Raw genomic sequence first — 21,064 nt, forward strand, 5'->3', positions numbered from 1 at the left:
AATCAGTCACCAATGAATCCCAGCGCGGTCTCAGCCAATTGCGGCGATACCATCGTGTAATGGGTTAACCCCGGAATGATCGCCAGCCGGTTCTGGTTCATACCCGAGCCATCCCAGCCCGCATCGTTGAGCCCGCCGCCCAGCAGCTCGAAGAAATGCGCAATGTGGCTGGTCTTTATCGCGTCCCAATCGGCAAAGACCAGCATGGTTGGCATTTTGAGGTTCTCGATCTCGGCGGAATAGTCGAAACCCTTCCGCATCATGTCACCAATCTTGTCGAGCAGAATCGGGAAGTTCTTTTCGCCATCGGGCTGTTCGGCGAGATAGGCGTTGTAGAGGGGCGTGCCCACCATGCCGGCTGCCATTTCGCCAGTCATGCTGCGCATGCCTTCGAAATTATAGGTATGCCAGCCCTCGAACGCATAGGGGGCGGACACCACGATCAGCTTGCCGACAAGCTCAGGGCGATCGAGCGCCAGCCGCAACGCGGTTGTCGCCCCCAGCGAATAGCCAAGCACGGCAGGCTCCTCCAATTGCAGGTATTCGATCACGCCGGCAACGTCGGCCGCCATGGCCTCAAAGCTCATCGGCCGCTCAAACGGCAATGTATGGCCATGGCCCTGCAGGTCGATGCCGATGACCTGGTGATTCTCGGTCATGGTCTCGATGATCGGCGCGAAGCTGCTGGCCGACATCAGCCCGCCATGCAGCAGGACGATGGGCGCGCCCTTCCCATGCACCTCATAATAGACTTCCACGCCATTGACTGGGGCATAGCCTGACTGAACGGGAGTGAGCATTGCAGGTGTGTCCTCAGTGGTTTGAGCAAGTACTGGATTGACGGCAGAAAATGCCGTCAGGGCGATAAGTGAGCGAAACAAGCGTGCAAACATGGCGGTCTCCATTCGAGCACGGGAGCCAGGGCCACAATGGCCGGCTTTGACCACACAACGATCAAGCCAGTTGCAAAACGACACGCCCCGCCATTTTTCCAGCCACACCAATAAAACAAGCAATTGCTTTTTTAATTTACCGGATATAACAAGGCACAGCTTGTTTATTCCAGGGAGGCGTATATGTCTGAAACTTCCAGCAGCGGCAGCTGGGCCGAGATCTTTTCGCCGCGCTATGCCACGGTGACGCTGATCCTGTGCCTGGGCGTCGCGCTCTTTGCCTTCAATGCCTTCCTCGCCAGCACCGCGCTGCCCACCGCGGTGCTGCATCTGGGCGGCATCGAGCTGATTTCCTGGGCGCTGACGCTCTATCTGGTGTTCGCCATTATGGGTGGCGCCGGCGCCGCGCTGATCAAGCAGCGCCTCGGCTCGCGCACCGCCTTGCTGGCCTCCAGCGCCGTATTCCTCGTTGGCACCCTGATCGCGTCCAACGCCTCCACCATGACCGAAGTGCTGATCGGCCGCTCGTTCCAGGGCCTGGGCGAAGGCGTCGTCGCGGCGATCTGTTTCGCACTGATTCCCGAACTCTTTCCCTCCCGCCTCGTGCCCAAAGTGTTCGGCACCCAGGCCTCGGTCTGGGCCGTGGCCGCCTTTGGCGGACCGCTCGGCGCGGGGCTATTGACCGAACTGGTCTCCTGGCGCGCCGCTTTCCTCGTCAACGTCCCACTGGTGCTGATCTTCGCCGTGATGGTCATGTTCGTCGTGCCGGGCAAATCCAAGGATGCCGACGCCCAAAGCCCCGGCTTCCCCGGCATTCGCCTGCTCACCATTGGCGGCGGGATCATGCTGGTTGCCCTGGCCAGCATCGCCCCGCCGCTGCAGGCGACGGCATTGCTGATCGGCGCCGCATTGCTGCTCGCCGGCTCGGTGCTGCTCGACCGGCGCAGCCGCGTCCGCCTGATGCCGACGGGCGCCTTCTGGCCCAACTCGGTGATCGGCAGCGGCTATTGGGTCGTGCTGCTCATGCCCATCGCCGGCGCGTCCGCGGCCGTCTATCTGGTGCTGCTGGTACAGCAGCTCTGGGGCTATGGCCCAACCCTGGCCGGTGCCATCGGCGCGGTGATGGCAGTGGCCTGGAGCCTGTCGGCCATCGCGGTGGCCAATGTGCGCCAGCGCGAAACCCGCAAGATGCTGATCCGCACGGGCCCTGCCCTGATCGCTCTTGGCCTCCTCGGCGTGCTGGCTGGCTTGCTCACAAGCCAGATCGCGATCGTGCTGATCGCGCAACTGGCGATCGGCACGGGATTTGGCGTTTGCAATGGCTACCTCAATCTGACGCTGATGGAATCGGCCAGCGATGCCGACCGCGACCGCACCTCGGCCCTGCTGCCCACCACCCAATCGGCCGGCAACGCCATCGGGGCGGCCCTGGCCGGCGTCGCTGCCAATTCGGCCGGCTTTGCCACCGCAGTCACCGCCGGCCAGATCCACCACGCCATCATCCCGGTCTTCGTGCTGGGAGCTGCCGTAGCGGCACTGGCCTTCATCGCGGCCCTGCGTATGACCGGTCTGGCGGGCCGTCAGACCACGCAATCGAGCTTCGCTACAGCTCGCTAGGCGAGCCCCGATCCAGTCCCCTCCCCCTTGAGGGGCAGTGTTTCACTCCGGACGCGTTCAAAAATACGGTGTCATTCCCGCGAAAGCGGGAACCTCCGTTCCGGGATGCGAGCCCAAGTAACAGAGGTTCCCGCTTTCGCGGGAATGACATCGTGGGTGGTGCGAGTTCACGATGAGCACTCCCCCTTGAGGGGGGAGGGAGGCAGACCGCGGCTCGCAAACCACCTTGCAGGCCAGCCTCAGTGAATGTTCCATCGGCACTTGCCGATGGATAGAGGAACGTGCATGCTTGTGGCTGCCGCCTTCCGGCCCTGTTTGACCGCCACGAGTCCCCCATGCCACAGCTTTTCTCGCCTGCCACCCTGCGCGGCGTTACCCTGCGCAACCGCACCGTCGTTGCACCCATGTGCCAATATTCGGCCAAGGACGGCTTCGCCACCGACTGGCATCTGGTGCATCTGGGGCGCTTTGCCATTGGCGGGTTCGGGCTGGTGATCCTGGAAGCGACCGGAATCGTGCCGGAAGGCCGCATCTCCTATGCCGATCTGGGCCTGTGGAAGGATGAGCATATCCCGGCCCTTGCCCGCATCGTGCAATTCATCCAGAGCCAGGGCGCTGCCGCCGGCATTCAGCTGGCCCATGCCGGCCGCAAGGCCTCGACGCCTGTGCCATGGCGCGACGGCTTTGACGAAACCGAGGCGGAAAAGCATGCGCTCGGCTTCGAAAGCTGGACCCCGGTCGGGCCGAGCCCGGTCATCCATGCCGAAAACCGCAATTTCACCAAGCCGGCCGAGTTGGACGAAGCAGGCATAGCCAATATCATCGAGGCCTTCACGGCGGCGGCGGTGCGCGCCAATCAGGCCGGGTTCGACACGGTCGAAATCCACGCCGCCCATGGCTATCTGCTCAATCAATTCCTCTCCCCGCTCGCCAACAAGCGCACCGACCGCTATGGCGGCAGCCGGGAAAACCGCATGCGGCTGGTGCTGGAAGTGACCGAGGCGGTGCGCGCCGTCTGGCCCATGGACAAGCCCCTGCTGGTGCGCCTGTCGGTCAGCGATCATCACCCCGATGGATGGCAGACCGAGGATAGCGTCGTGCTGGCGCGCGAACTCAAGGCGCTCGGCGTCGACGCCATCGATTGTTCGAGCGGCGGCTTTGATGGCGCCTCGATCAAGACCGGCCCGGCCTATCAGGTGCCGCTGGCCAAGGCACTACGCGACGGCGCCGATATTCCCGTCATGGCCGTGGGCCTGCTCGGTGGCGACCCCAAGGCCGACGATGCGCTGGTCGCCAAGGGCGACACCGACTTCATCGCCCTGGCGCGTGGCGCACTCGACGATCCCAATTGGCCCCAGCATGCCCGGCTAGCGCTTGGCATGACCGATTACGATCTCTGGCCGAACCAGACCAAGCGCGTGAAGGAATGGCAGCGCGTGATGAGCGCTATTGCCGAATAGCAACGCGGCCAACCTAAATTCGCCGTTTTTACCCCGCTCCCTTGGCGGGCGTGGGGATAATCACCAGATGCATGGTGAGACACGGGAGAAGTGCCGGATGGATACCAAGGCTGCGATCATTGCTTTGCTCAGCGTTTGGGGCGTTGGTGCGGCCACTTTGCCCGCCGCAGGTCAGGATGCCCAGGACGTCGAAGACGCCACCGACGACGCCGGGGAAACCGCGAACCCGCTGCTCAACAAGGTGTGGGTCCGCACCGATGATGATCCCTCGCGCCCCGGCCCGATGCAGATTTTCCTCGAGGACGGCACGTTGGTTTCCGACAGCTGCTGGGAAACCTATCGCCTGTCCAAGTGGCAGCAGGTATCCGACACCGCGATCAGCTGGGACGAGGACGGCATGACCATCAATGCCGATATCTCAAGCATCAGCGCCACCGAATTGGTGCTCAGCCTCAAGCTGGGCAGCGATGTGCAGGAACAGCACTTCGCGCTGGCGAGCGTGCCCTATGTCTGCCCGGACGTAGTGAAATAGCCAGCAGCGCTACAGCACGACCTGTGTGCCGATTTCCACGACGCGGCCGGTGGGGATATGGAAATATTCCGTCGCGTCGCTGGCATTGCGGGCCAGCCGCGTAAACAGCCTATCCTGCAAATTGCGGACCAGGCCGCTCTTGGGCCCCGGTTTCAGTGAGCGGCGCGACAGGAAGAAGGAGGTCGACATGATATCGAACTTCCAGCCCAGCTTGCGGCCTAGCGCCAGCGCCTTGGGAATATTGGGCGTTTCCATATAGCCAAAGGTGACGACCACACGGCTGAACAACTCGTTATAGGCGTCGATGGTCACCTTCTCATCGTCAGGCACCCGCGGCGAAGCCGAAGTGCGCACGGTGAGGATGACATTCTGCTCGTGCAGCACCTTGTAGTGTTTGAGGCTGTGCAGCAGTGCCGTCGGTGCACCTTCGATATCGCTGGTGAGGAAGACCGCAGTGCCCGGCACCGTAGTCGGCTTTTTCTTGGACAGATTGTCGACCAGGAATTCCAGCGGCACCTCGTCGCGGCGGGTCTTTTCCGACAGACGCCGGCGCCCCGCCATCCAGCTCCACATGACGATGGCGACCATGACAGCAACCACCGCAGGCACCCAGCCGCCCTGGAACAGCTTTGACGCATTGGCGGCAAAGAATGCGCCATCGAGAATGGCGAAGAACACGCCAAAGGCGATGACAGCCAGCGGATGCCACTTCCAGTTGCGCCACATGACGACCACGAGCAGCATGAGCGTGACAACCATCACGCCAGACACCGCAATGCCATAGGCATGCGACAGGGCGGCCGAGCTGCGGAATGACACCACCAGCAACAGCACGCCGATCATCAGCATGGAGTTGATCTGCGGCATGTAGACCTGGCCGCTCTGGGTTTCGGAGGTGTGCTCCACCACCATGCGCGGCAGCATGTTGAGCGCGATAGCCTGCTGGGCGAGGCTGAACATGCCCGAAATCACCGCCTGGCTGGCAATGATGGTGGCAGCGGTGGCCAGCCCCACAAAGGGCACCAGCGCCCATTCGGGCTGCATTTCGAAGAATGGGCTTTCCACGTTTTCGACGCCCACCCGGAGCACGAAAGCCCCCTGCCCGAAGTAATTCAGCAGCAGGCACGGAAACACCATGCCGAACCAGGCCATGACGATAGGCTTGCGGCCGAAATGGCCCAGGTCGACATAAAGCGCCTCGGCGCCGGTGACAGCCAGGAAGATCGCGCCCACCACGACAAAGGAAATGCCGATATGTGTAGCGAGGAATTCCACCCCGAGCAGCGGATTGAGCGCCCAAAGCACTACTGGATGGCCAACGATATGGACCAGGCCCGAAATGCCCAGGGTCAGGAACCAAAGTGCCGTTATCGGGCCAAAGACGATAGATACCTTGGCCGTGCCGAAACGCTGGACCGTAAAGATGCCGATGATGATGACAATGGTGATCGGCACCACAAAACGGCTTAGATCCGGCGCCACCACCTCCAGGCCCTCCACGGCCGAGAGTACAGACATTGCGGGCGTGATAATGGCGTCGCCAAAGAACAGCGCCGCGCCGACCACACCCAGCCCCGTGATCCAGGCCGGCGGATTGGTGAACGTCTTGCGCGCCAGGGCAACCAGTGAAAGCGTGCCGCCTTCCCCATTATTGTCGGCTCGCGTGACGAAGAAAATGTACTTGACCGCAACAGTCAGCGTCAGCGCCCAGACGATCAGCGACAGCAGGCCCAAAATCTCCACATTGCTTGACGCAGCGCCCGGGCGGGCATGCATGGCTTCGCGAAAAGCATAGATCGGGCTCGTGCCGATATCCCCATACACCACGCCAAGCGCCCCCAGAATGAGGACGGGCAAGTGTTTATCGGGGTGGGAATGTACGGCGCCGCTCGCATCGATTCCGGCAATATCGCCGGCAGCGTTCGTCTGCGTCATGAACCTTGTGCTCTCTTGATCAGGGCGGGCGCCGCTATACACCCGCCGCCAGTCACACACAACACCATGTCGCCACATTGGGTTCAATGCAACAGGGGCCGTCCCTTCTGGAACGGCCCCTGCTGGCAAACGAAGGCTTGGAGGTCTTCGTAAGACTTATTCGGCGGCCTGGGCGACCGCAGCGTCTTGGTCACGCGCTGCCTTGGTTGCCTTGGTCCACCAGGTCAGCTGGTTGAGCATGTCATTGGCGCTCGGCGCGATATTGGCTTCGACATCAGCCAGCGTCTGCTTGCCCATATAGATGCCGTAGAAATCGGCGCCGCCGATATGGACGGCCGAACGCGCATTGGCCATCTGCAGTTCGACTGCGATCGTGCGGGCATGCTCGATAGCGCGGGCGCCACCGACTGAACCGTAACCGACAAAGCCGATCGCCTTCTGATTCCACTCGGTATAGGCCTGATCGAAGGCGTTCTTGAGGGCGCCGGTGATCGAGCGGTTGTACTCGGCGGTCACCACGATATAGCCGTCGAATTCACCAATCTTGTTCTGCCAGGCAACAGCGCGCGGGTCCTGAGACGGCGCCCATGCATTCGACGCGGCCTCGTTGAACAGCGGCAGGTCAAAGGCCTTCAGATCAACGATTTCGACATCGAGTTCCGGGCGCTGTGCAGCAAGATCGGCAATCCACTGTGCTGGCTTGTCGCCATAGCGGTTGTCGCGGGTGCTGCCGATAATCACTGCAATCTTGAGTTTGGACATTGGAGCCCTCCTTGGTAACAAATCGTAACTGAGGCGATATATGTGCCTTTAACGAAAGCTGGCAAGGAGGCACTATTTAGTGGTGCGGAGACACCAATTGTCCTTAGGAACATTTATGTAAGTATTGGCGAGAGCTGGCTTTTTTGTGATTAGGACATCGAATCTGCCCTAATCAGGCCGTTCCGTCAGCTTATCCCTGACGCACTGTTCGATCTGCCATGACAGTAGCGCAAGGCTCAGCCAAGAGGGTGCCGGCAACCCGGCACCCCCTTGCTTATTCGGCTGCTGCGGCCAGCGGCGCGCGCGACCGCTTGATGGTCAGGCGCGTCAGGGCAAAGGCAATAACGGCACAGGCCGCGATGCCCAGCACCATGGGGCGCGCCGTGCCATCAAAGAAGCTGCCGACAATGCCCATCACCACCGCAGCTGTCACCAGCTGGAGCGTCCCCATCAGCGCCGAAGCCGTGCCGGCAATCGTGCCATGCTCTTCGAGCGCCAGCACCGCGGTGGTCGGGATGACCAGGCCCAGGAAGCCGTAGCCGACGAACAACAGCGCGGCCAGCACATCGAGCCGATCGACGCCCAGGGCAAAGACCGCCGCCAGGGCCATCATCACGAGGATGAAGCCATTAACCGCCGTGCGCACCACGGCATTGAGCCCGAAGCGGCGGGTCAGCACGCCGGTCAGCTGCGACACGCCGATAAACGACACCGCATTGATCGAGAACATGATGCTGTATTGTGTCGGGTTCAGCCCGTAATGGTCGATCAGGATGAAGGATGAATTGGCGAGGTAAGCCATGAAGCTGGCCATTCCGAAGGCGCCGATCATCGACAGGCCCAGGAAATTGCGGTCGCGCAGCAGCACGCCATAGCCCTTGATCGCGCTGCCCACGCTGCTCTCCAGCCGCGCCGAAGCCGGGCGGGTTTCCTTGAGGAAAAACATCACCAGCAGGATGCCGAGCAGGCCAATGCCGGCCACGGCATAAAAGATCACCCGCCAGTCGCCGAACTGCACGATCAGGCTGCCGCCCAACGGCGCCAGGATGGGCGACACCGAAAAGACCAGCATCAACAGGCTCTGCAATTGCGCCGCGTCCGCGCCGGTATAGCCATCCCGCACGATGGCGCGGGGCAGCGCCATGGCGGCACAGGCCCCGATCCCCTGCACGAAACGGGCAACGACCAGCCATTCGATGGAGGGAGCAAGCGCGCAGGCAATGCCGCCGGCGGTGAACAGCGCCAGGCCGAAATACAGCGGCGGCTTGCGCCCGACCATGTCGCTGACCGGGCCGTAGAACAGCTGGCAGACCGCGATGGCGGCCATGAAGGCCATGAGGCTGGCCTGCACGCCGGCGGTGTCGGCACCAAGGCTGGCGCCGATGGCCGGCAGCGCCGGCAGATACATATCGATGGCGAAGGGACCGATGGCCGACAGCAAGCCGAGCACCAGCGCTGCGCGCAGGATGGTTGGGTTCATTTGCGAAATACCTCTCGGCCGCTGCCGAAGCAACGGGCCGTACATTGGGAAAAGCTGTTCGGCGCGGTGGGGAGGCACGGCAGCCGACGACGCGATATTGGACACAAGTGTAAAATCAGTCAAGCACTGGCGTCAAATATTTTTGACAATGTTGTAAAATTAGGCATTTCGTGTATGCTCTGCTCATGAGTCAGATCGAGCTGCTGCCCACCGAAAAAGCCTTTCCCCGCGCTGTCGCCAAGCGGCAGGCGATTCTGGATGCGGCCAAGCGCGCCTTTGTCCGCGATGGTGTCAGCGCGGCCGGCATCGACGCCATTGCAATTGAGGCGGGCGTTTCCCGGCAAACCGTCTACAACCAGATTGGCGACAAGGATCAGCTCTTCATCGCCGTGGTCGAAGACGTCACCGCCCGCTCCAGCGCCTCGCTGATGCAGGTGCTGCACAGCTTCCCCGACAAGCCCGACAATCTCGAACAAGCCCTGACCGATTTCGCCGCCGGTCTCCTGGGCCGCTGCATGTGTGACATCGATGGCCGCGCCCTGGCCTCGCTGATGGAGCGCGAAGCCCATCGCTGGCCCCACCTGTTCAGTGCCTGGAAGGAATATGGCCCCGGCAAGGACTGGCCGGTCATCGCGGCCCTGTTCGGCAAGCTCGGACAGGACGGCTATCTCGACATCGACGACGCCAGCCTGACCGCCCGCCACTTCATGGCATTGATCAACGCGGATTTGCCCAAGGACCAGGGCATGTGCTCCCGCCCTACCGAAGCCGCCGTGCACAAGGCAGCAAAGGCCGGTGTGGCGACGTTTCTAAAGGCGTTCGGGAAGCGGTAATTCTCCCGTAGACCTCATCCTGAGCTTGTCGAAGGACGAGGTCGTGGCAACCAAGCCTCCACTCGCCCGACCTCGTGGTTCGACAGGCTCACCATGAGGTCTTGGCGACGCCGGAGCAAAAACGCCCCTACCCTTCCAACACGTCCCGATACCGCCGCACCGCCTCAGCAAACCCCATCAGCAGCGCATCGGCCGTCAGCCCATGCCCGATCGAGGCTTCATCCACACCCTTCACCGCGGCCTGGAACGCCGGCAGGTTTTCCAGCGTCAGATCATGCCCGGCATTGAGCCCCAGCCCGGCTGCATGCGCCGCCGCAGCCGTGTCGGCCAGCGCCGCCAGCTCCGCCTCGGCCCGCGCCGGATCGTCATAACACCCGCCATAAGGCCCGGTATAAAGCTCGACCCGATCCGCACCCGTGGCTTTTGCCGCACTGATCCCCTTGGCGCCCGCATCAGGATCACAGAATAGCGAAATCCGGCGGCCCGGCTGCTTGAGCTTTTGCACCACCGAGGTCAGGAAATTGTTGTTGGCATGGAAATCCCAGCCGTGATCCGACGTCGCCTGCCCCGGATCGTCCGGCACCAGGGTCACCTGCTGCGGATTGACCCGCTCGATCAGGTCGATGAAATCCTCGCTCGGATAGCCTTCGATATTGAACTCGGCCCGCGGATATTCATCGCGCAGCAACACCGAAAGATCGAACACATCACTGCGCCTTATATGCCGTTCGTCCGGCCGCGGATGCACGGTCACGCCGCTGGCGCCCGCATCAAGCACCACGCGGGCCATGCCCACCACGCTCGGCCACGGCAGATCACGCCGATTGCGAAGCTGGGCGACGGCATTCAGATTTACGGAAAGCAGGGTCATGGCAGGGACTCGAAAAACGCTATCCCTGCCATATACCAGACTGGGCGTGCCGCCCAATCGAACCTTGTGATGACAGCCATCAATCGCGGCTGCCTACATCCCCTGCGGGCCGCGCGAGATCGCCGCCAGCCCGGTGCGCACCACTTCCACCAGCCCAAGCGGCTGCATCAGGGCGATGAAGCTATCGATCTTGGCCGGCTTGCCGGTGACCTCGAAGACGAAGCTCTCGACCGAGGCATCCACGATCTGCGCCCGGAAGGCGTCAGCCAGCCGCAGCGTTTCGGCGCGATGATCGCCCGAGCCAGCCACCTTGATCAGCGCCAGTTCGCGCTCCAGTGAAGCGCCTTCGGCGGTCAGGTCATGCACCTTGTGCACCGGCACGAGGCGCTCAAGTTGCAGCTTGATCTGCGTCAGCGTCTTGGGCGTAGCGATGACGACAACGGTGATGCGACTAAGTCGCCGCCCATGTTCGGTCTCACTGACGGTCAGGCTTTCGATATTATAGCCGCGCGCCGAAAACAGGCCGACGACTCGAGCGAGAATCCCCGGCTCGTTATCGACCAGAACCGACAGGGTATGCCGCTCGATCTCCTGGGTTTCCTTGGTCAGGAAATAAGCCGAACCGGTAGGCTGCAAATGTGCGTTCATTTTTTTGTTCCTCAAGGCTTTGGCTAACGCGAAACTCCCATCAGACCTCATCCTGAGCTTGTCGAAGGACGAGGTCGTGGCACCATTTCGGGCACGACCTCGTGGTTCGACGGGCTCACCATGAGGTCTACTAGGTCATCGGCGTCACACCAATTGCCGTCCCTTCTCGTCGATGATGTCGCCAATGTTCGCCGTATCAGGCAGGATGATCTCGTTGTGTGGCTTTCCCGACGGGATCATCGGCAGGCAGTTTTCGTCCTTCTCCACGATCACGTCGAACAGCACGGGGCCGTCATAATCGAGCATTTCGGCAATGGCCGCGTCGAGTTCGGCCGGGCTCTCGCAACGAATGCCCTTGCCGCCATAGGCTTCGGCCAGCTTGACGAAATCGGGCAGCGATTCCGAATAGGAATGCGCGTAACGCGATCCATGCAGCAGGTCCTGCCACTGGCGGACCATGCCCATGCGCTCATTGTTGAGAATGAAGATCTTGATCGGCAGGCGATACTGCACGGCGGTGCTCATCTCCTGCATGGTCATCTGCACCGATGCCTCGCCGGCAATGTCGATCACCAACGCATCGGGATGCGCCACCTGCACCCCGACTGCGGCCGGCAGGCCATAGCCCATCGTGCCGAGCCCGCCCGACGTCATCCAGTGATTGGGCTTGTCGAAGTGGAAATGCTGGGCGGCCCACATCTGGTGCTGGCCCACTTCGGTGGTGATGAACACCTCCTTGCCCTGCTTCCTGGTGGCTTCATACAGCCGCTCGATGGCGTATTGCGGCTTGATGGTGGTGTCCGAATTCTTGTAGCCGAGCGAATCCACCGCCCGCCACTTCTCGATCTGCTTCCACCATGGCGCAATGGCCTCGGTGCGCGGCTGATTGGTTCTGCTCCGCCAGACACGGACCATCTCGGCCAGCACCCGCTCGCAATCACCGATGATCGGCACGTCGACGCGCACGACCTTGTTGATCGAAGAGGGATCGATATCGACATGGATCTTGCGGCTATTGGGCGAGAAGGCATCGATGCGGCCGGTGATCCGGTCGTCGAACCGTGCGCCGATATTGATCATGACGTCGCAGTCATGCATGGCCAAATTGGCTTCGTAGGTGCCGTGCATGCCCAGCATGCCCATCCATTGCGGATTGGACGCGGGGAATGCGCCCAGCCCCATCAGGGTCGAGGTCACAGGAAAGCCCGTGAGTTCAGCCAGTTCGCGCAGATGCTTGGAGGCCTCCGGCCCGGCATTGATCACCCCGCCGCCGGTATAAAAGATCGGGCGCTCGGCCTTGAGCATCAGATCGACAGCGGCCTCGATGGCGGCACTGTCGCCATCCATCTGCGGGCGATAGCTCTGGTGGCGCAAGGTGTCGAGGTCAGGCTGGTAGTATTCACCCAGCGCGAACTGCACATCCTTGGGGATATCGATCACCACCGGGCCGGGGCGGCCGGTCGTGGCGATGAGAAAGGCCTCATGCATGATGCGCGGCAGGTCTTCCACGCGCTTCACCAGGTAATTATATTTGGTGCAGGAGCGGGTAATGCCGACCGTGTCGCATTCCTGGAAGGCGTCGCTGCCGATCAGGGTAGTGGGAACCTGGGCCGTGATGCAGATCAGGGGAATGGAATCCATCAGCGCGTCGGTCAGGCCGGTCACCGCATTGGTCGCGCCCGGGCCTGAGGTCACTAGCACCACGCCAGGCCTGCCGGTCGAGCGGGCATAGCCTTCGGCCATATGGGTCGCGCCCTGCTCATGGCGCACCAGAATGTGCTGGACCTTGTCCTGCTGGAACATGGCGTCATAGATCGGCAGAGCCGCGCCGCCGGGATAGCCGAAAATATGCTCGACCCCCTGATCGGTCAGCGCCTGTATCACCATTTCTGCGCCGGTCATCTGTTCGGCCATCGTATAGTCCTTCCCTAGTCCAAATCTGGGAGCCCGTTCTCGTAGCGGCAAAAACCGGGCAATAAAAAAGGCCCCGTTCGGGACCTGTTTTCGGCGCACCAGCTATCGCGCGGGATTTCATCCCACGTTGCCGATGCGCCTGCCTACTACGAGAATGAGTGCCCGCACGGGACCTCTCCTTAAAATTACCGGGGCATTGATAGGAGCAAGCCAGCGCAGGTGTCAATAGCGCAGTGGCGAATGACAAAATACTTAACCAAAGACTTAATCGTTGACAGGGCGCGCCGCACTCACTTAAGGTTCAGCTTAAGTTAACCCGGAAGGACATCCTGAAATGACCGAACGCTCCATCGCCCACGGCACCTTTGTTATCGAGCGCAAATACCCCGCCGATCCCGCCCGCGTCTTCCGCGCCTGGGCCGATCCCGAAATCAAGAAGCGCTGGTTCGCCGCCGGCAACGACACCAAGATGTTCGAATTCCGCGAGGGCGGCCGCGAATATGCCGAAGGCGATGGCCCCAATGGCGGCAGCTACAGCTATGACGTGACCTATCAGGACATCGTGGAGAATAACCGCATCGTCTATACCTACCAGATGAGCCTGGGCGGCCAGCGCATCTCCGTCTCAGTCGCTGCCGTCGAGCTGTTCGCCGATGGCACCGGCACCCGCCTCAGCGTCACCGAACACGGCTGCTTCTTCGATGGCCTCGACACTGTCGACCAGCGCAAGCAGGGCACCGAATGGCTGATGGGCGAGTTGGGCAATGAACTGCAACGGCAGGTAGCGAATTGAGGGCTAACGCCGGATACGCCCCGATCCATCCTCCCCGTCATCACCCGGCTTGTCCGGGTGATCCATCTTGGGTAAGATGGATTGCCCGGACAAGCCGGACAATGACGGCCGCTGAGATATCGGAGGTGGAACGCAGGCTCTCCTCCCCATTTCAGTCGACAAATGCTGCAAACAATTGTCCAAGGTGGAGACCCATTCTGGACAATGCACCACAGATGATTTCGGCCGCCCCAACCTCCCTGCCCTCTCGCGCTGAAGCGCCGCGAGCCCTGGCGTGAACCGCGCCCTGCTCATTTTCATCGCCGCCCTCTTTGTAGGCGCGGCGGTACTCTGGGCCTCCTGGTTCATTCCCGATGGCCCGCTGCGCTATCTGGCGGTGATCGGCGCGGCGGCGACCGCCTACATGGCGCTCAATGTCGGCGCCAATGACGTTGCCAACAATGTCGGCCCGGCCGTCGGCGCCAAGGCCATCACCATGGGCAGTGCCCTGGCCTTGGCCGCGGTTTTCGAAATCTGCGGCGCCCTGTTTGCCGGCAATGAGGTCATTACGACGGTCTCCGGCGACCTGCTGACTTTGGGCCATGGATTTGCCGATCGCACCATGATGCTGGCCATGACCTCGGCCCTGCTGGCCGCGGCGCTGTGGATCAATATCTCGACCCTGTTCGGCGCCCCTGTCTCCACCACCCACGCCATTGTTGGCGGCATTGTCGGCGCCTTCGCTGCTGCGGCCGGGCCAAGCGCCATCGCCTGGCCAATCGTCGGCACAATTGCCGTCACCTGGACCCTCTCCCCCATTCTCGGCGGCATCCTGGCGGCCGCTATCCACGCTATTATCCGCAAGCTGATCACGCGGCGCATCGACAAAATCGGCGCCGCGCGGCTCTGGGTGCCGCTGCTGGTGGCGGCCATGGCGGGCCTGTTCGCCGCCTATCTCAGCACCAAGCTGCATCCGCAGGGCTGGCGTCCCGATTTCTACACCGTCGCCGCGATAAGCCTTGCGACCGCCGCCCTGGGCTGGATCCTCGCCATGCCCTGGGTGCGCATGAACTCGCTGACCATGGAGAATCGCAAGAAGCAGATCGGCCGCCTGTTCCGCCCGCCGCTGGTGGTCGCCGCAGCGCTGCTGTCCTTTGCGCATGGCTCCAACGACGTCGCCAACGCCATTGGCCCATTCGCCGCCATCCTGTCAGCTATCGGGGCAGCGCCGGGCCCGGTTGCCGGCGGTGTCGCCCCGCTCTGGACCCTGGCCATCGGCGCCTTCGGCATTGCCTGCGGCCTGTCGCTGTTCGGCCCGCGCGTCATCCACACCATTGGCGAGCAGATCACCAAGCTCAACGAAATCCGCGCCTTCTGCGTCGCGCTATCGGCCGCCGGCACGGTCTTGCTGGCCTCAGCCTTTGGCTTGCCTGTTTCATCAACACATGTCGCGGTGGGCGCAGTGTTCGGCGTGGGCTTCCTGCGCGAATATCTGGCCATGCGGAACATGCAGGGAGCCGCCGCCGGCAATGCGCGTTTCCTTGATCCAGCCTCGCTCAATGCTACCCCGGAAGAAGCCATTGCCCGCGAACGGCGCCACGACCGGCGCTATCTGGTGCGGCGCCTCAAGGTCGCACGGATCGCCGCGGCCTGGGTCATTACCCTGCCGGCCGCCACCGCCATGGGCGCACTATTCTATTGGCTGGCAAGCTCCGTCATCAGCCTGTGATGCAGCCGGTAGGCCACCTTGGTCAGGGCGCGGTCCTTCAGCAGTCGCTTGGTTTCACTGAGCAACGCCCAATGGCGCCGGCGCTGGTCCATCTCGTCCCAGCTGTCGAGCTGGGTTTCCACAAGCAACGGATAAAGGTCGACATCGACCAATTGCCCCTTGTCGCTAAGGCGATAACTGCCCAGTGGCTCGGCCTCCACCACCCCGGTTACCCCGGCCTCCTCGAAGGCTTCCTTGGCCGCGCTGTCCCAGGCACTCATGCCATCGCTGATCGAGCCCTTGGGAAAAATCCAGCGCCCGGTGCGCCGCGAGGTGACCAGCAGGAACACGACCCTGCCGTCGCGCACCACATAGGGCACGGCGCCGGACTGGCGCAGCCCGGGCGGCGACTCAACCCTCGGATTCCACAGATTGAAAAATTCACGCAGCATGGCGCTGTTCTAGGGCAATCGCACCGGCCTCGCCAGCTAACAAAAAAGGGCCCGCAAGGGGCCCTTTCGTCAACGCAAACCGCCGCTTAGCTCAGCAGGGTCAGGTTCGTCGCCGAAACCTTGCCATCGCGGCCGGTCTCGAGTTCGTAGGTCACCTTGTCGCCTTCATACAGGCCCTGCAGGCCCGAACGCTGAACGGCGGAGATGTGGACAAACGCATCCTTTTCGCCATTTTCAGGCGAAATGAAGCCGAAGCCCTTGGTAGTGTTGAAGAATTTGACGGTACCGGTGATGGTAGCCATGAGTGCATCCTCTTAATGAGTGCTCGCCGCTCACGCGGCCAGGAGTTGAACATAGGCCTCTTTGAGACAGGCCCTGCCGAACGATTCACAGATCAGGAGGTAGCCAAGTTTCCGGCATGCCGGTCGTCAGATAGCGCAAGACAAGTGTAACGTCAGACGTCAAATATTGTCGCTATCGGATGCAAATTCAAGGCACTTCGCTCGATCGATGAAACACCCGGCCCAGGAGGGACTCCGGACCGGGTGCTTTTTTGGCGCCTGAGGGCGCATTGCAGCATGGGGCGATGCTGCAACTCTATTTAGCCGCGCGGGCAGCTATCAACGTAGCGCGTGCCATTGGGGCGTTCGTAGACGCAGCGATTGCCGCTGCCTTCGACGCGGCCAATCATGTTGCCCGCTGCAGCGCCGACCACGCCGCCGACACCGGCACCAACGACAGTGCCCAGAACGCTACCAGTGGTGGCAGCGCCGACAATGGCGCCTGCGCCCGCACCCACCGCAGCACCCTGCTGGGTAGGCGTGCACGCTGCTAGCGACAAAGCGGCGGCGGCGATGATCAGAAACTTATGCATGGAAACCCTCCAAAGATATTATCGACGACCAAATGCGCCGGACGGCGGAATGGTTCCGCCATGATTCCAGCTTTTTTGCAGCAAGCCCAGTCATTGCCGCGAAAAGAGTGCACCAATTACAATCAGAACCCAGCCAAAGATCATCCCGGCACCGCCCAAGGGCGCGGCTCCAGCAAAAGCGCCATGGCCCAGCCACTCGCGAATCCCCAAATCCGCGCTGAAGATCAACGTGCCCGCCGCGAGCAGATAGGCCGCAAGACGGAACATCCGGCTGTCGAGTCCAATGGCGCACAAGGCCAGCAAGGCCGGGCCATGCGCCAGGCAAATGGTGGCGATTGCCGATAGGTTCCGGCTCTCCCCGGCATGGGACGCGGCCGCAGCCGATATGACGCCAACGGCCCCGGCCAGGCCCGCGGCGAGCAGCAGAATACGCCGGGGCAAATCGCTATTTGGCTGCATGACTTGGTTCCTTTTGCCGCCATGCCCTATCGCGTCAGGCGGGCTTCGTCTAATGCTGACTGGCGATTGGGATGATATCAAATGAACGAGCACATCACGGCGGCGCCCGGCGCGGCCGCCAGTTCCGTTCCGGCCGATTCGGGCTGGTGGGATGAACTTCGCGCCACATTCACCCTGGCCTGGCCGCTGGTTATTGCGCAATTGGCCGGCACGGCGCTGACCATGACCGACGTCATCATGCTCGGCTGGCTCGGGCCGAGCTATCTCGCCGCCGGCACGCTGGCGACCACCTTCCTGATGCCATTTCTGGTCGGCAGCATGGGCATTGTCGGTGCCGTAGCGCCACTGGTGGCCCAGGCGCGTGGCGCACACGACATCAAGGCGGTGCGCCGCATCGTTCGGCAAGGGTGCTGGGCAGCCATTGCCCTGACGGTCTGCCTGACGCCGATTCTGTGGCAGATCCGGCCCATCTTTGCCCTATTGGGCCAGGACGCAGACCTCTCCATCATGGCCGAACAATACATTCATATCGCGGTGTGGATGCTGTTCCCGGCACTGGGGCTTGTCGCGTTCCGGTCGCTGCTGTCGGCCTTTGCCAATACCCGCATCATCCTGCTGGTTACCGTGGGCGGCGTCGTGTGCAACGCTCTGGTCAATTATGCGCTGATCTTCGGCAATTTCGGCTTTCCACGGCTTGAACTCCGTGGCGCGGCCTTGGCGACGCTGCTGACCAATCTGGCGATGTTCACCGCGCTCGCTGCTTACGTTTTGCGGCACCGCCGCTACCGGCGCTTTCACCTGCTGGTGCGGTTCTGGAAGCCGGATTGGTCGCGATTCGCACAGATTTTCCGCATCGGCACGCCAATCGGACTGACATTGCTATCCGAGGTTGGCCTGTTCACTGCCGCCGCCCTGCTGATGGGCCAATTGGGCACTGACGAAGTGGCAGCCCATGCCATCGCGCTGCAATGCGCCAGCATGGCCTTCATGGTGCCGCTGGGCCTGGGCACGGCCGCCACCGTGCGCGTGGGCCTGGCCTATGGCCGCAACGACCCGCAGGGCATCCGTCGCGCCGGCTGGACGGCTTTTGCACTGGGCACCGGCTTCATGGCGCTGTCCTGCATCGCGTTTCTCACCTTGGCGCCAGTTATTGTCCGTCTGTTCCTCGACCCCAGCCACGCTGAAAATGCCAATGCCCTGGCGCTGGCCGCCAGCTTCCTCATGGTGGCCGGCGTGTTCCAGCTGGTCGATGGCGCCCAGGTCGTAGCCGCACACGCGCTACGCGGCCTCAGCGACACCAAAATCCCCATGGTGCTGGCCTTTATCGGCTATTGGGCCCTTGGCTTGCCTGTCGCCTATGTTCTGGGCTTCATCCTCGGCTGGCGCGGCATCGGCATCTGGACCGGCCTCGCCGTCGGCCTCGCCTTCGTCGCCCTGGTCCTGGTAACCCGCTTCGCCCTCCGCGAACGCCTCGGCCTGGTATCCCGCGCGCTATGACCCAGCGAGCCCTCGCCGTGGCCAATCCCCCATCCGGTTACGGAACCAGGTCCGCTGCCTTTTCGCATATTGCTGCGTCGCAATCGTCGCCAACCGGATCGCCTCGCCCTCCCCCATCGCCCCATCCAGCCACGCGCTGATTTCGGGCACACCAATCGCCTTCATTACCGGCAGGCTGGGATCGAGCTTCTGCGCGCGCAACGCCTCGACCTCGGCCACCGCACCGCTCTCGAACATGGTGGCAAAGCGCTTGGCAATCCGCCCGCGCAAGACATCCCGGTCGGGATCAAGTACCATGCGTTCCACGGCAAACTCACCAAGCAACCCCGCCTGCGGCTCATCCTGAAAGCTCGACAACATCCGCCCCGTCGCCCGCTTGACTGCCAGAGCACGGATCAGGCGCTGCGGATCGGCCACCTTGAGCCGGGCAGCGGTAGCCGGGTCCTCCCGCTGCAACAAAGCCAGCCGCTGGCCCGCGTCCAATTCCTGAATCTCTTGTTGAACTTCAAGCGCGACGTCAGCCGAAACCTCCGGCACATCCGCGAATCCGTTTAGCAAGGCATCGAAGTAAAGCCCTGTTCCACCAACAAAAAACAGCGGCCCCTCATTCGCCTCGATCACCGCCTTGGCCGCGCTCAGCCATTGCCCGGTCGAGAACCGAGCAGACGCCGGCACTCTCCCATAAAGCCGGTGATCGGCCCGTGCCTCCTCCGCCTCGCTTGGCCGCGCCGTGACCACCCGCACCGTGTCATAGACCTGCATAGCGTCGGTATTGACGATAACGCCGCCCTCTTGCTCCGCCATGGCGAGCGCCAGCGCCGACTTGCCGCTGGCAGTCGGACCCGCTATCAGAACGGCGCGCCTGCGGCCCGTCACGCCGCCCCCCAGAAAGTGTTGCCTACCATGCCGGTCCTTTGCCTCATCGCCAATCCCGCCGATTCCGAACTCGACCCGGCTTTGGCCGCTGCCGTCGTCAAACAGATCGGCGGCCAGCTCAATTGGCTCAATCACGCCATTGCCTGCGAGATCATCGAGCCGAAGTCAACCAATGCGCTGGCCCTTGCCCGTGAAGTCATCGGCACGCGCAAGGTCGACGCCGCTCTGGTGGACACCGAAGGCCGCCGCAAGCCGATCCTCGTCGCCGACATGGATTCCACCATGATCGAGCAGGAATGCATTGACGAGCTGGCCGCCGCCCTTGGCATCAAGCAGCAAGTCGCCGAGATCACCGACCGCGCCATGCGCGGCGAACTCGATTTCGCCCAGGCGCTCGATACCCGCGTCGCCCTGCTCAAGGGGCTGGAACGCAAGGTCATCGAGGAAGTGCGCCGCGAGCAGATCACCCTCGCTCCCGGCGGTCGCGCCCTGATCCAGACCATGAAGGCCTATGGCGCCTATACCTCGCTCGTCTCGGGCGGCTTCACCTTTTTCGCCGACTATTTCGCCAAGCGCATCGGCTTCGACGAGGCCATCGCCAACGTCCTGCTCTTTGACGGCGACGTCCTGACCGGCACGGTGCAAAAGCCCATCGTCGATAAATCCACCAAGCGCGAGCGCCTCACCGCCCTCGCCGCCGAGCGCAACCTGCCGCTCAGCGCCACCATCGCCGTCGGCGACGGCGCCAATGATCTGGACATGATCCGCGTCGCCGGCTTCGGCGTCGCCCTCCATGCCAAGCCCGCCGTAGCCGCCCAAGCCGGCATCCGCATCGACCACGGCGACCTCACCGCCCTGCTCTATCTGCAAGGCTATGCCGAAGAAGATATCGTGCGATGAAGCTGGAAACCGAACGGCTGCTGCTGCGCGAATGGCGCGATACCGACCGCGAGGCCTTCGCGGCAATCGTCGCCGATTCCCATGTCATGCGGTTCTATCAGGCCACCCGCAGCCGCGCGGAGGCCGATGCCTGGATCGACAAAATGATCGCCGGGCTCGCCAATGGCACCGCCCATTTCCTGGCGGTGGAGCGAAAGTCGGATGGCGCCATGCTCGGGCTGACCGGCACGGCCGACATCAATTTCCCCATTCCCACCGAACCCAAACTCGAAATCGGCTGGGTATTCGGCAAGGACTATTGGGGCCAGGGCTACGCGCCAGAAGCCGCTCGCGCCGCGCTCGAACACGCCTTCACCCAGTTGCACGCTTCCGAGGTCGCAGCCTTCACCGCCCGGGTGAACCTGCCCAGCCAGCGCGTGATGCAAAAACTCGGCCTCGTCCGCGACCCACGCGCCGACTTCGAACACCCCCGGATCGCCGAGGGCCACCCCCTGCGCCCGCATGTGCTCTATCGGATTGCCAATCCCAAAACCTAGACCACCCCCCCAAAACAAAACCGGCGCCCTGAGGCGCCGGTTTAT

The 21,064-nt window shown here is 62.6% G+C and carries 21 protein-coding genes; 9 read left to right on the top strand and 12 right to left on the bottom strand.

What is annotated here, in order from left to right; all coding sequences use genetic code 11:
* Positions 1 to 2 precede the first annotated feature (2 nt).
* Positions 3 to 800, bottom strand: a complete 798-nt coding sequence (locus FF80_RS12830) for an alpha/beta hydrolase (RefSeq protein ID WP_052153517.1) — start codon at positions 798 to 800, stop codon at positions 3 to 5.
* A gap of 276 nt (positions 801 to 1,076) precedes the next feature.
* Here FF80_RS12830 and FF80_RS12835 point away from each other — a divergent pair, with 276 nt between their 5' ends.
* The 3 genes from FF80_RS12835 (at position 1,077) to FF80_RS21025 (ending at position 4,502) form a co-directional block, all read left to right on the top strand.
* Positions 1,077 to 2,510, top strand: a complete 1,434-nt coding sequence (locus FF80_RS12835) for an MFS transporter (protein WP_035101004.1) — start codon at positions 1,077 to 1,079, stop codon at positions 2,508 to 2,510.
* Positions 2,511 to 2,845: 335 nt separating this feature from the next.
* On the top strand, positions 2,846 to 3,970 hold the full coding sequence (locus tag FF80_RS12840; RefSeq protein ID WP_035101008.1) for an NADH:flavin oxidoreductase/NADH oxidase: 1,125 nt from the start codon (positions 2,846 to 2,848) through the stop codon (positions 3,968 to 3,970).
* Positions 3,971 to 4,067: 97 nt separating this feature from the next.
* Positions 4,068 to 4,502 (top strand): hypothetical protein, encoded by a 435-nt coding sequence (locus FF80_RS21025; RefSeq protein ID WP_052153519.1) that lies wholly within the window; start codon positions 4,068 to 4,070, stop codon positions 4,500 to 4,502.
* A 9-nt stretch (positions 4,503 to 4,511) separates the two neighbouring features.
* Here the strand turns inward: FF80_RS21025 and FF80_RS12850 are convergent, their stop codons facing one another.
* From FF80_RS12850 to FF80_RS12860, 3 genes are all read right to left on the bottom strand, one after another.
* Entirely contained in the window at positions 4,512 to 6,437 is a 1,926-nt protein-coding gene (locus FF80_RS12850; protein WP_052153521.1) for a potassium transporter Kup, read from the bottom strand.
* Between the two features lie 156 nt (positions 6,438 to 6,593).
* Positions 6,594 to 7,199 carry an NAD(P)H-dependent oxidoreductase gene (locus FF80_RS12855; protein WP_035101011.1) on the bottom strand — a complete coding sequence of 202 codons (606 nt, stop codon included), beginning with the start codon at positions 7,197 to 7,199 and terminating at the stop codon, positions 6,594 to 6,596.
* Between the two features lie 274 nt (positions 7,200 to 7,473).
* The gene (locus FF80_RS12860) at positions 7,474 to 8,679 is read right to left on the bottom strand and encodes a multidrug effflux MFS transporter (protein ID WP_035101014.1); all 1,206 of its coding nucleotides are present in this window, start codon (positions 8,677 to 8,679) and stop codon (positions 7,474 to 7,476) included.
* A 185-nt stretch (positions 8,680 to 8,864) separates the two neighbouring features.
* On the opposite strand from FF80_RS12860, the gene FF80_RS12865 reads away from it, so the two are divergent.
* Positions 8,865 to 9,512: a TetR/AcrR family transcriptional regulator gene (locus tag FF80_RS12865; RefSeq protein ID WP_052153523.1), complete on the top strand. Its 648-nt coding sequence runs from the start codon at positions 8,865 to 8,867 to the stop codon at positions 9,510 to 9,512.
* 127 nt (positions 9,513 to 9,639) lie between these two features.
* On the opposite strand, the gene FF80_RS12870 is transcribed toward FF80_RS12865, so the two are convergent.
* From FF80_RS12870 to FF80_RS12880, 3 genes are all read right to left on the bottom strand, one after another.
* Positions 9,640 to 10,383: a pyridoxine 5'-phosphate synthase gene (locus tag FF80_RS12870; protein WP_035101017.1), complete on the bottom strand. Its 744-nt coding sequence runs from the start codon at positions 10,381 to 10,383 to the stop codon at positions 9,640 to 9,642.
* A 93-nt stretch (positions 10,384 to 10,476) separates the two neighbouring features.
* The gene (gene ilvN / locus FF80_RS12875; RefSeq protein ID WP_035101021.1) at positions 10,477 to 11,031 is read right to left on the bottom strand and encodes an acetolactate synthase small subunit; all 555 of its coding nucleotides are present in this window, start codon (positions 11,029 to 11,031) and stop codon (positions 10,477 to 10,479) included.
* 144 nt (positions 11,032 to 11,175) lie between these two features.
* The gene (locus tag FF80_RS12880; RefSeq protein WP_035101023.1) at positions 11,176 to 12,945 is read right to left on the bottom strand and encodes an acetolactate synthase 3 large subunit; all 1,770 of its coding nucleotides are present in this window, start codon (positions 12,943 to 12,945) and stop codon (positions 11,176 to 11,178) included.
* 334 nt (positions 12,946 to 13,279) lie between these two features.
* On the opposite strand from FF80_RS12880, the gene FF80_RS12885 reads away from it, so the two are divergent.
* On the top strand, positions 13,280 to 13,738 hold the full coding sequence (locus FF80_RS12885; protein ID WP_035101025.1) for an SRPBCC family protein: 459 nt from the start codon (positions 13,280 to 13,282) through the stop codon (positions 13,736 to 13,738).
* Between the two features lie 274 nt (positions 13,739 to 14,012).
* Positions 14,013 to 15,446 (top strand): inorganic phosphate transporter, encoded by a 1,434-nt coding sequence (locus FF80_RS12890; RefSeq protein WP_052153525.1) that lies wholly within the window; start codon positions 14,013 to 14,015, stop codon positions 15,444 to 15,446.
* Here FF80_RS12890 and FF80_RS12895 read toward each other — a convergent pair.
* From FF80_RS12895 to FF80_RS12910, 4 genes are all read right to left on the bottom strand, one after another.
* Positions 15,413 to 15,877, bottom strand: coding sequence for an NUDIX hydrolase (locus FF80_RS12895; protein ID WP_052153526.1), 465 nt, complete (start codon positions 15,875 to 15,877; stop codon positions 15,413 to 15,415). The genes FF80_RS12890 and FF80_RS12895 overlap by 34 nt on opposite strands.
* Positions 15,878 to 15,963: 86 nt before the next feature.
* A complete protein-coding gene (locus FF80_RS12900; RefSeq protein ID WP_035101027.1) occupies positions 15,964 to 16,179 on the bottom strand; it encodes a cold-shock protein in 216 nt (71 codons plus the stop codon).
* 299 nt (positions 16,180 to 16,478) lie between these two features.
* Positions 16,479 to 16,751, bottom strand: coding sequence for a glycine zipper domain-containing protein (locus FF80_RS12905; RefSeq protein WP_035101029.1), 273 nt, complete (start codon positions 16,749 to 16,751; stop codon positions 16,479 to 16,481).
* 90 nt (positions 16,752 to 16,841) lie between these two features.
* Entirely contained in the window at positions 16,842 to 17,210 is a 369-nt protein-coding gene (locus FF80_RS12910) for a DUF423 domain-containing protein (RefSeq protein ID WP_035101031.1), read from the bottom strand.
* Between the two features lie 81 nt (positions 17,211 to 17,291).
* Between FF80_RS12910 and FF80_RS12915 the strand changes: the two genes are divergently transcribed.
* Positions 17,292 to 18,707, top strand: a complete 1,416-nt coding sequence (locus FF80_RS12915) for an MATE family efflux transporter (RefSeq protein ID WP_035101034.1) — start codon at positions 17,292 to 17,294, stop codon at positions 18,705 to 18,707.
* On the opposite strand, the gene miaA is transcribed toward FF80_RS12915, so the two are convergent.
* Positions 18,702 to 19,583, bottom strand: a complete 882-nt coding sequence (gene miaA / locus FF80_RS12920) for a tRNA (adenosine(37)-N6)-dimethylallyltransferase MiaA (RefSeq protein ID WP_035101038.1) — start codon at positions 19,581 to 19,583, stop codon at positions 18,702 to 18,704. The genes FF80_RS12915 and miaA overlap by 6 nt on opposite strands.
* A 27-nt stretch (positions 19,584 to 19,610) precedes the next feature.
* Between miaA and serB the strand changes: the two genes are divergently transcribed.
* Together serB and FF80_RS12930 are read left to right on the top strand one after the other, a co-directional pair.
* Positions 19,611 to 20,483 (top strand): phosphoserine phosphatase SerB, encoded by an 873-nt coding sequence (gene serB / locus FF80_RS12925; protein WP_035101042.1) that lies wholly within the window; start codon positions 19,611 to 19,613, stop codon positions 20,481 to 20,483.
* Complete coding sequence (locus tag FF80_RS12930) at positions 20,480 to 21,019, top strand: GNAT family N-acetyltransferase (RefSeq protein WP_035101045.1); 540 nt, start codon at positions 20,480 to 20,482, stop codon at positions 21,017 to 21,019. Before serB ends, FF80_RS12930 begins: the two co-directional genes overlap by 4 nt.
* Positions 21,020 to 21,064: the final 45 nt, after the last annotated feature.

This window comes from Devosia sp. LC5, assembly GCF_000735585.1.
Taxonomy (GTDB): Bacteria; Pseudomonadota; Alphaproteobacteria; order Rhizobiales; family Devosiaceae; genus Devosia.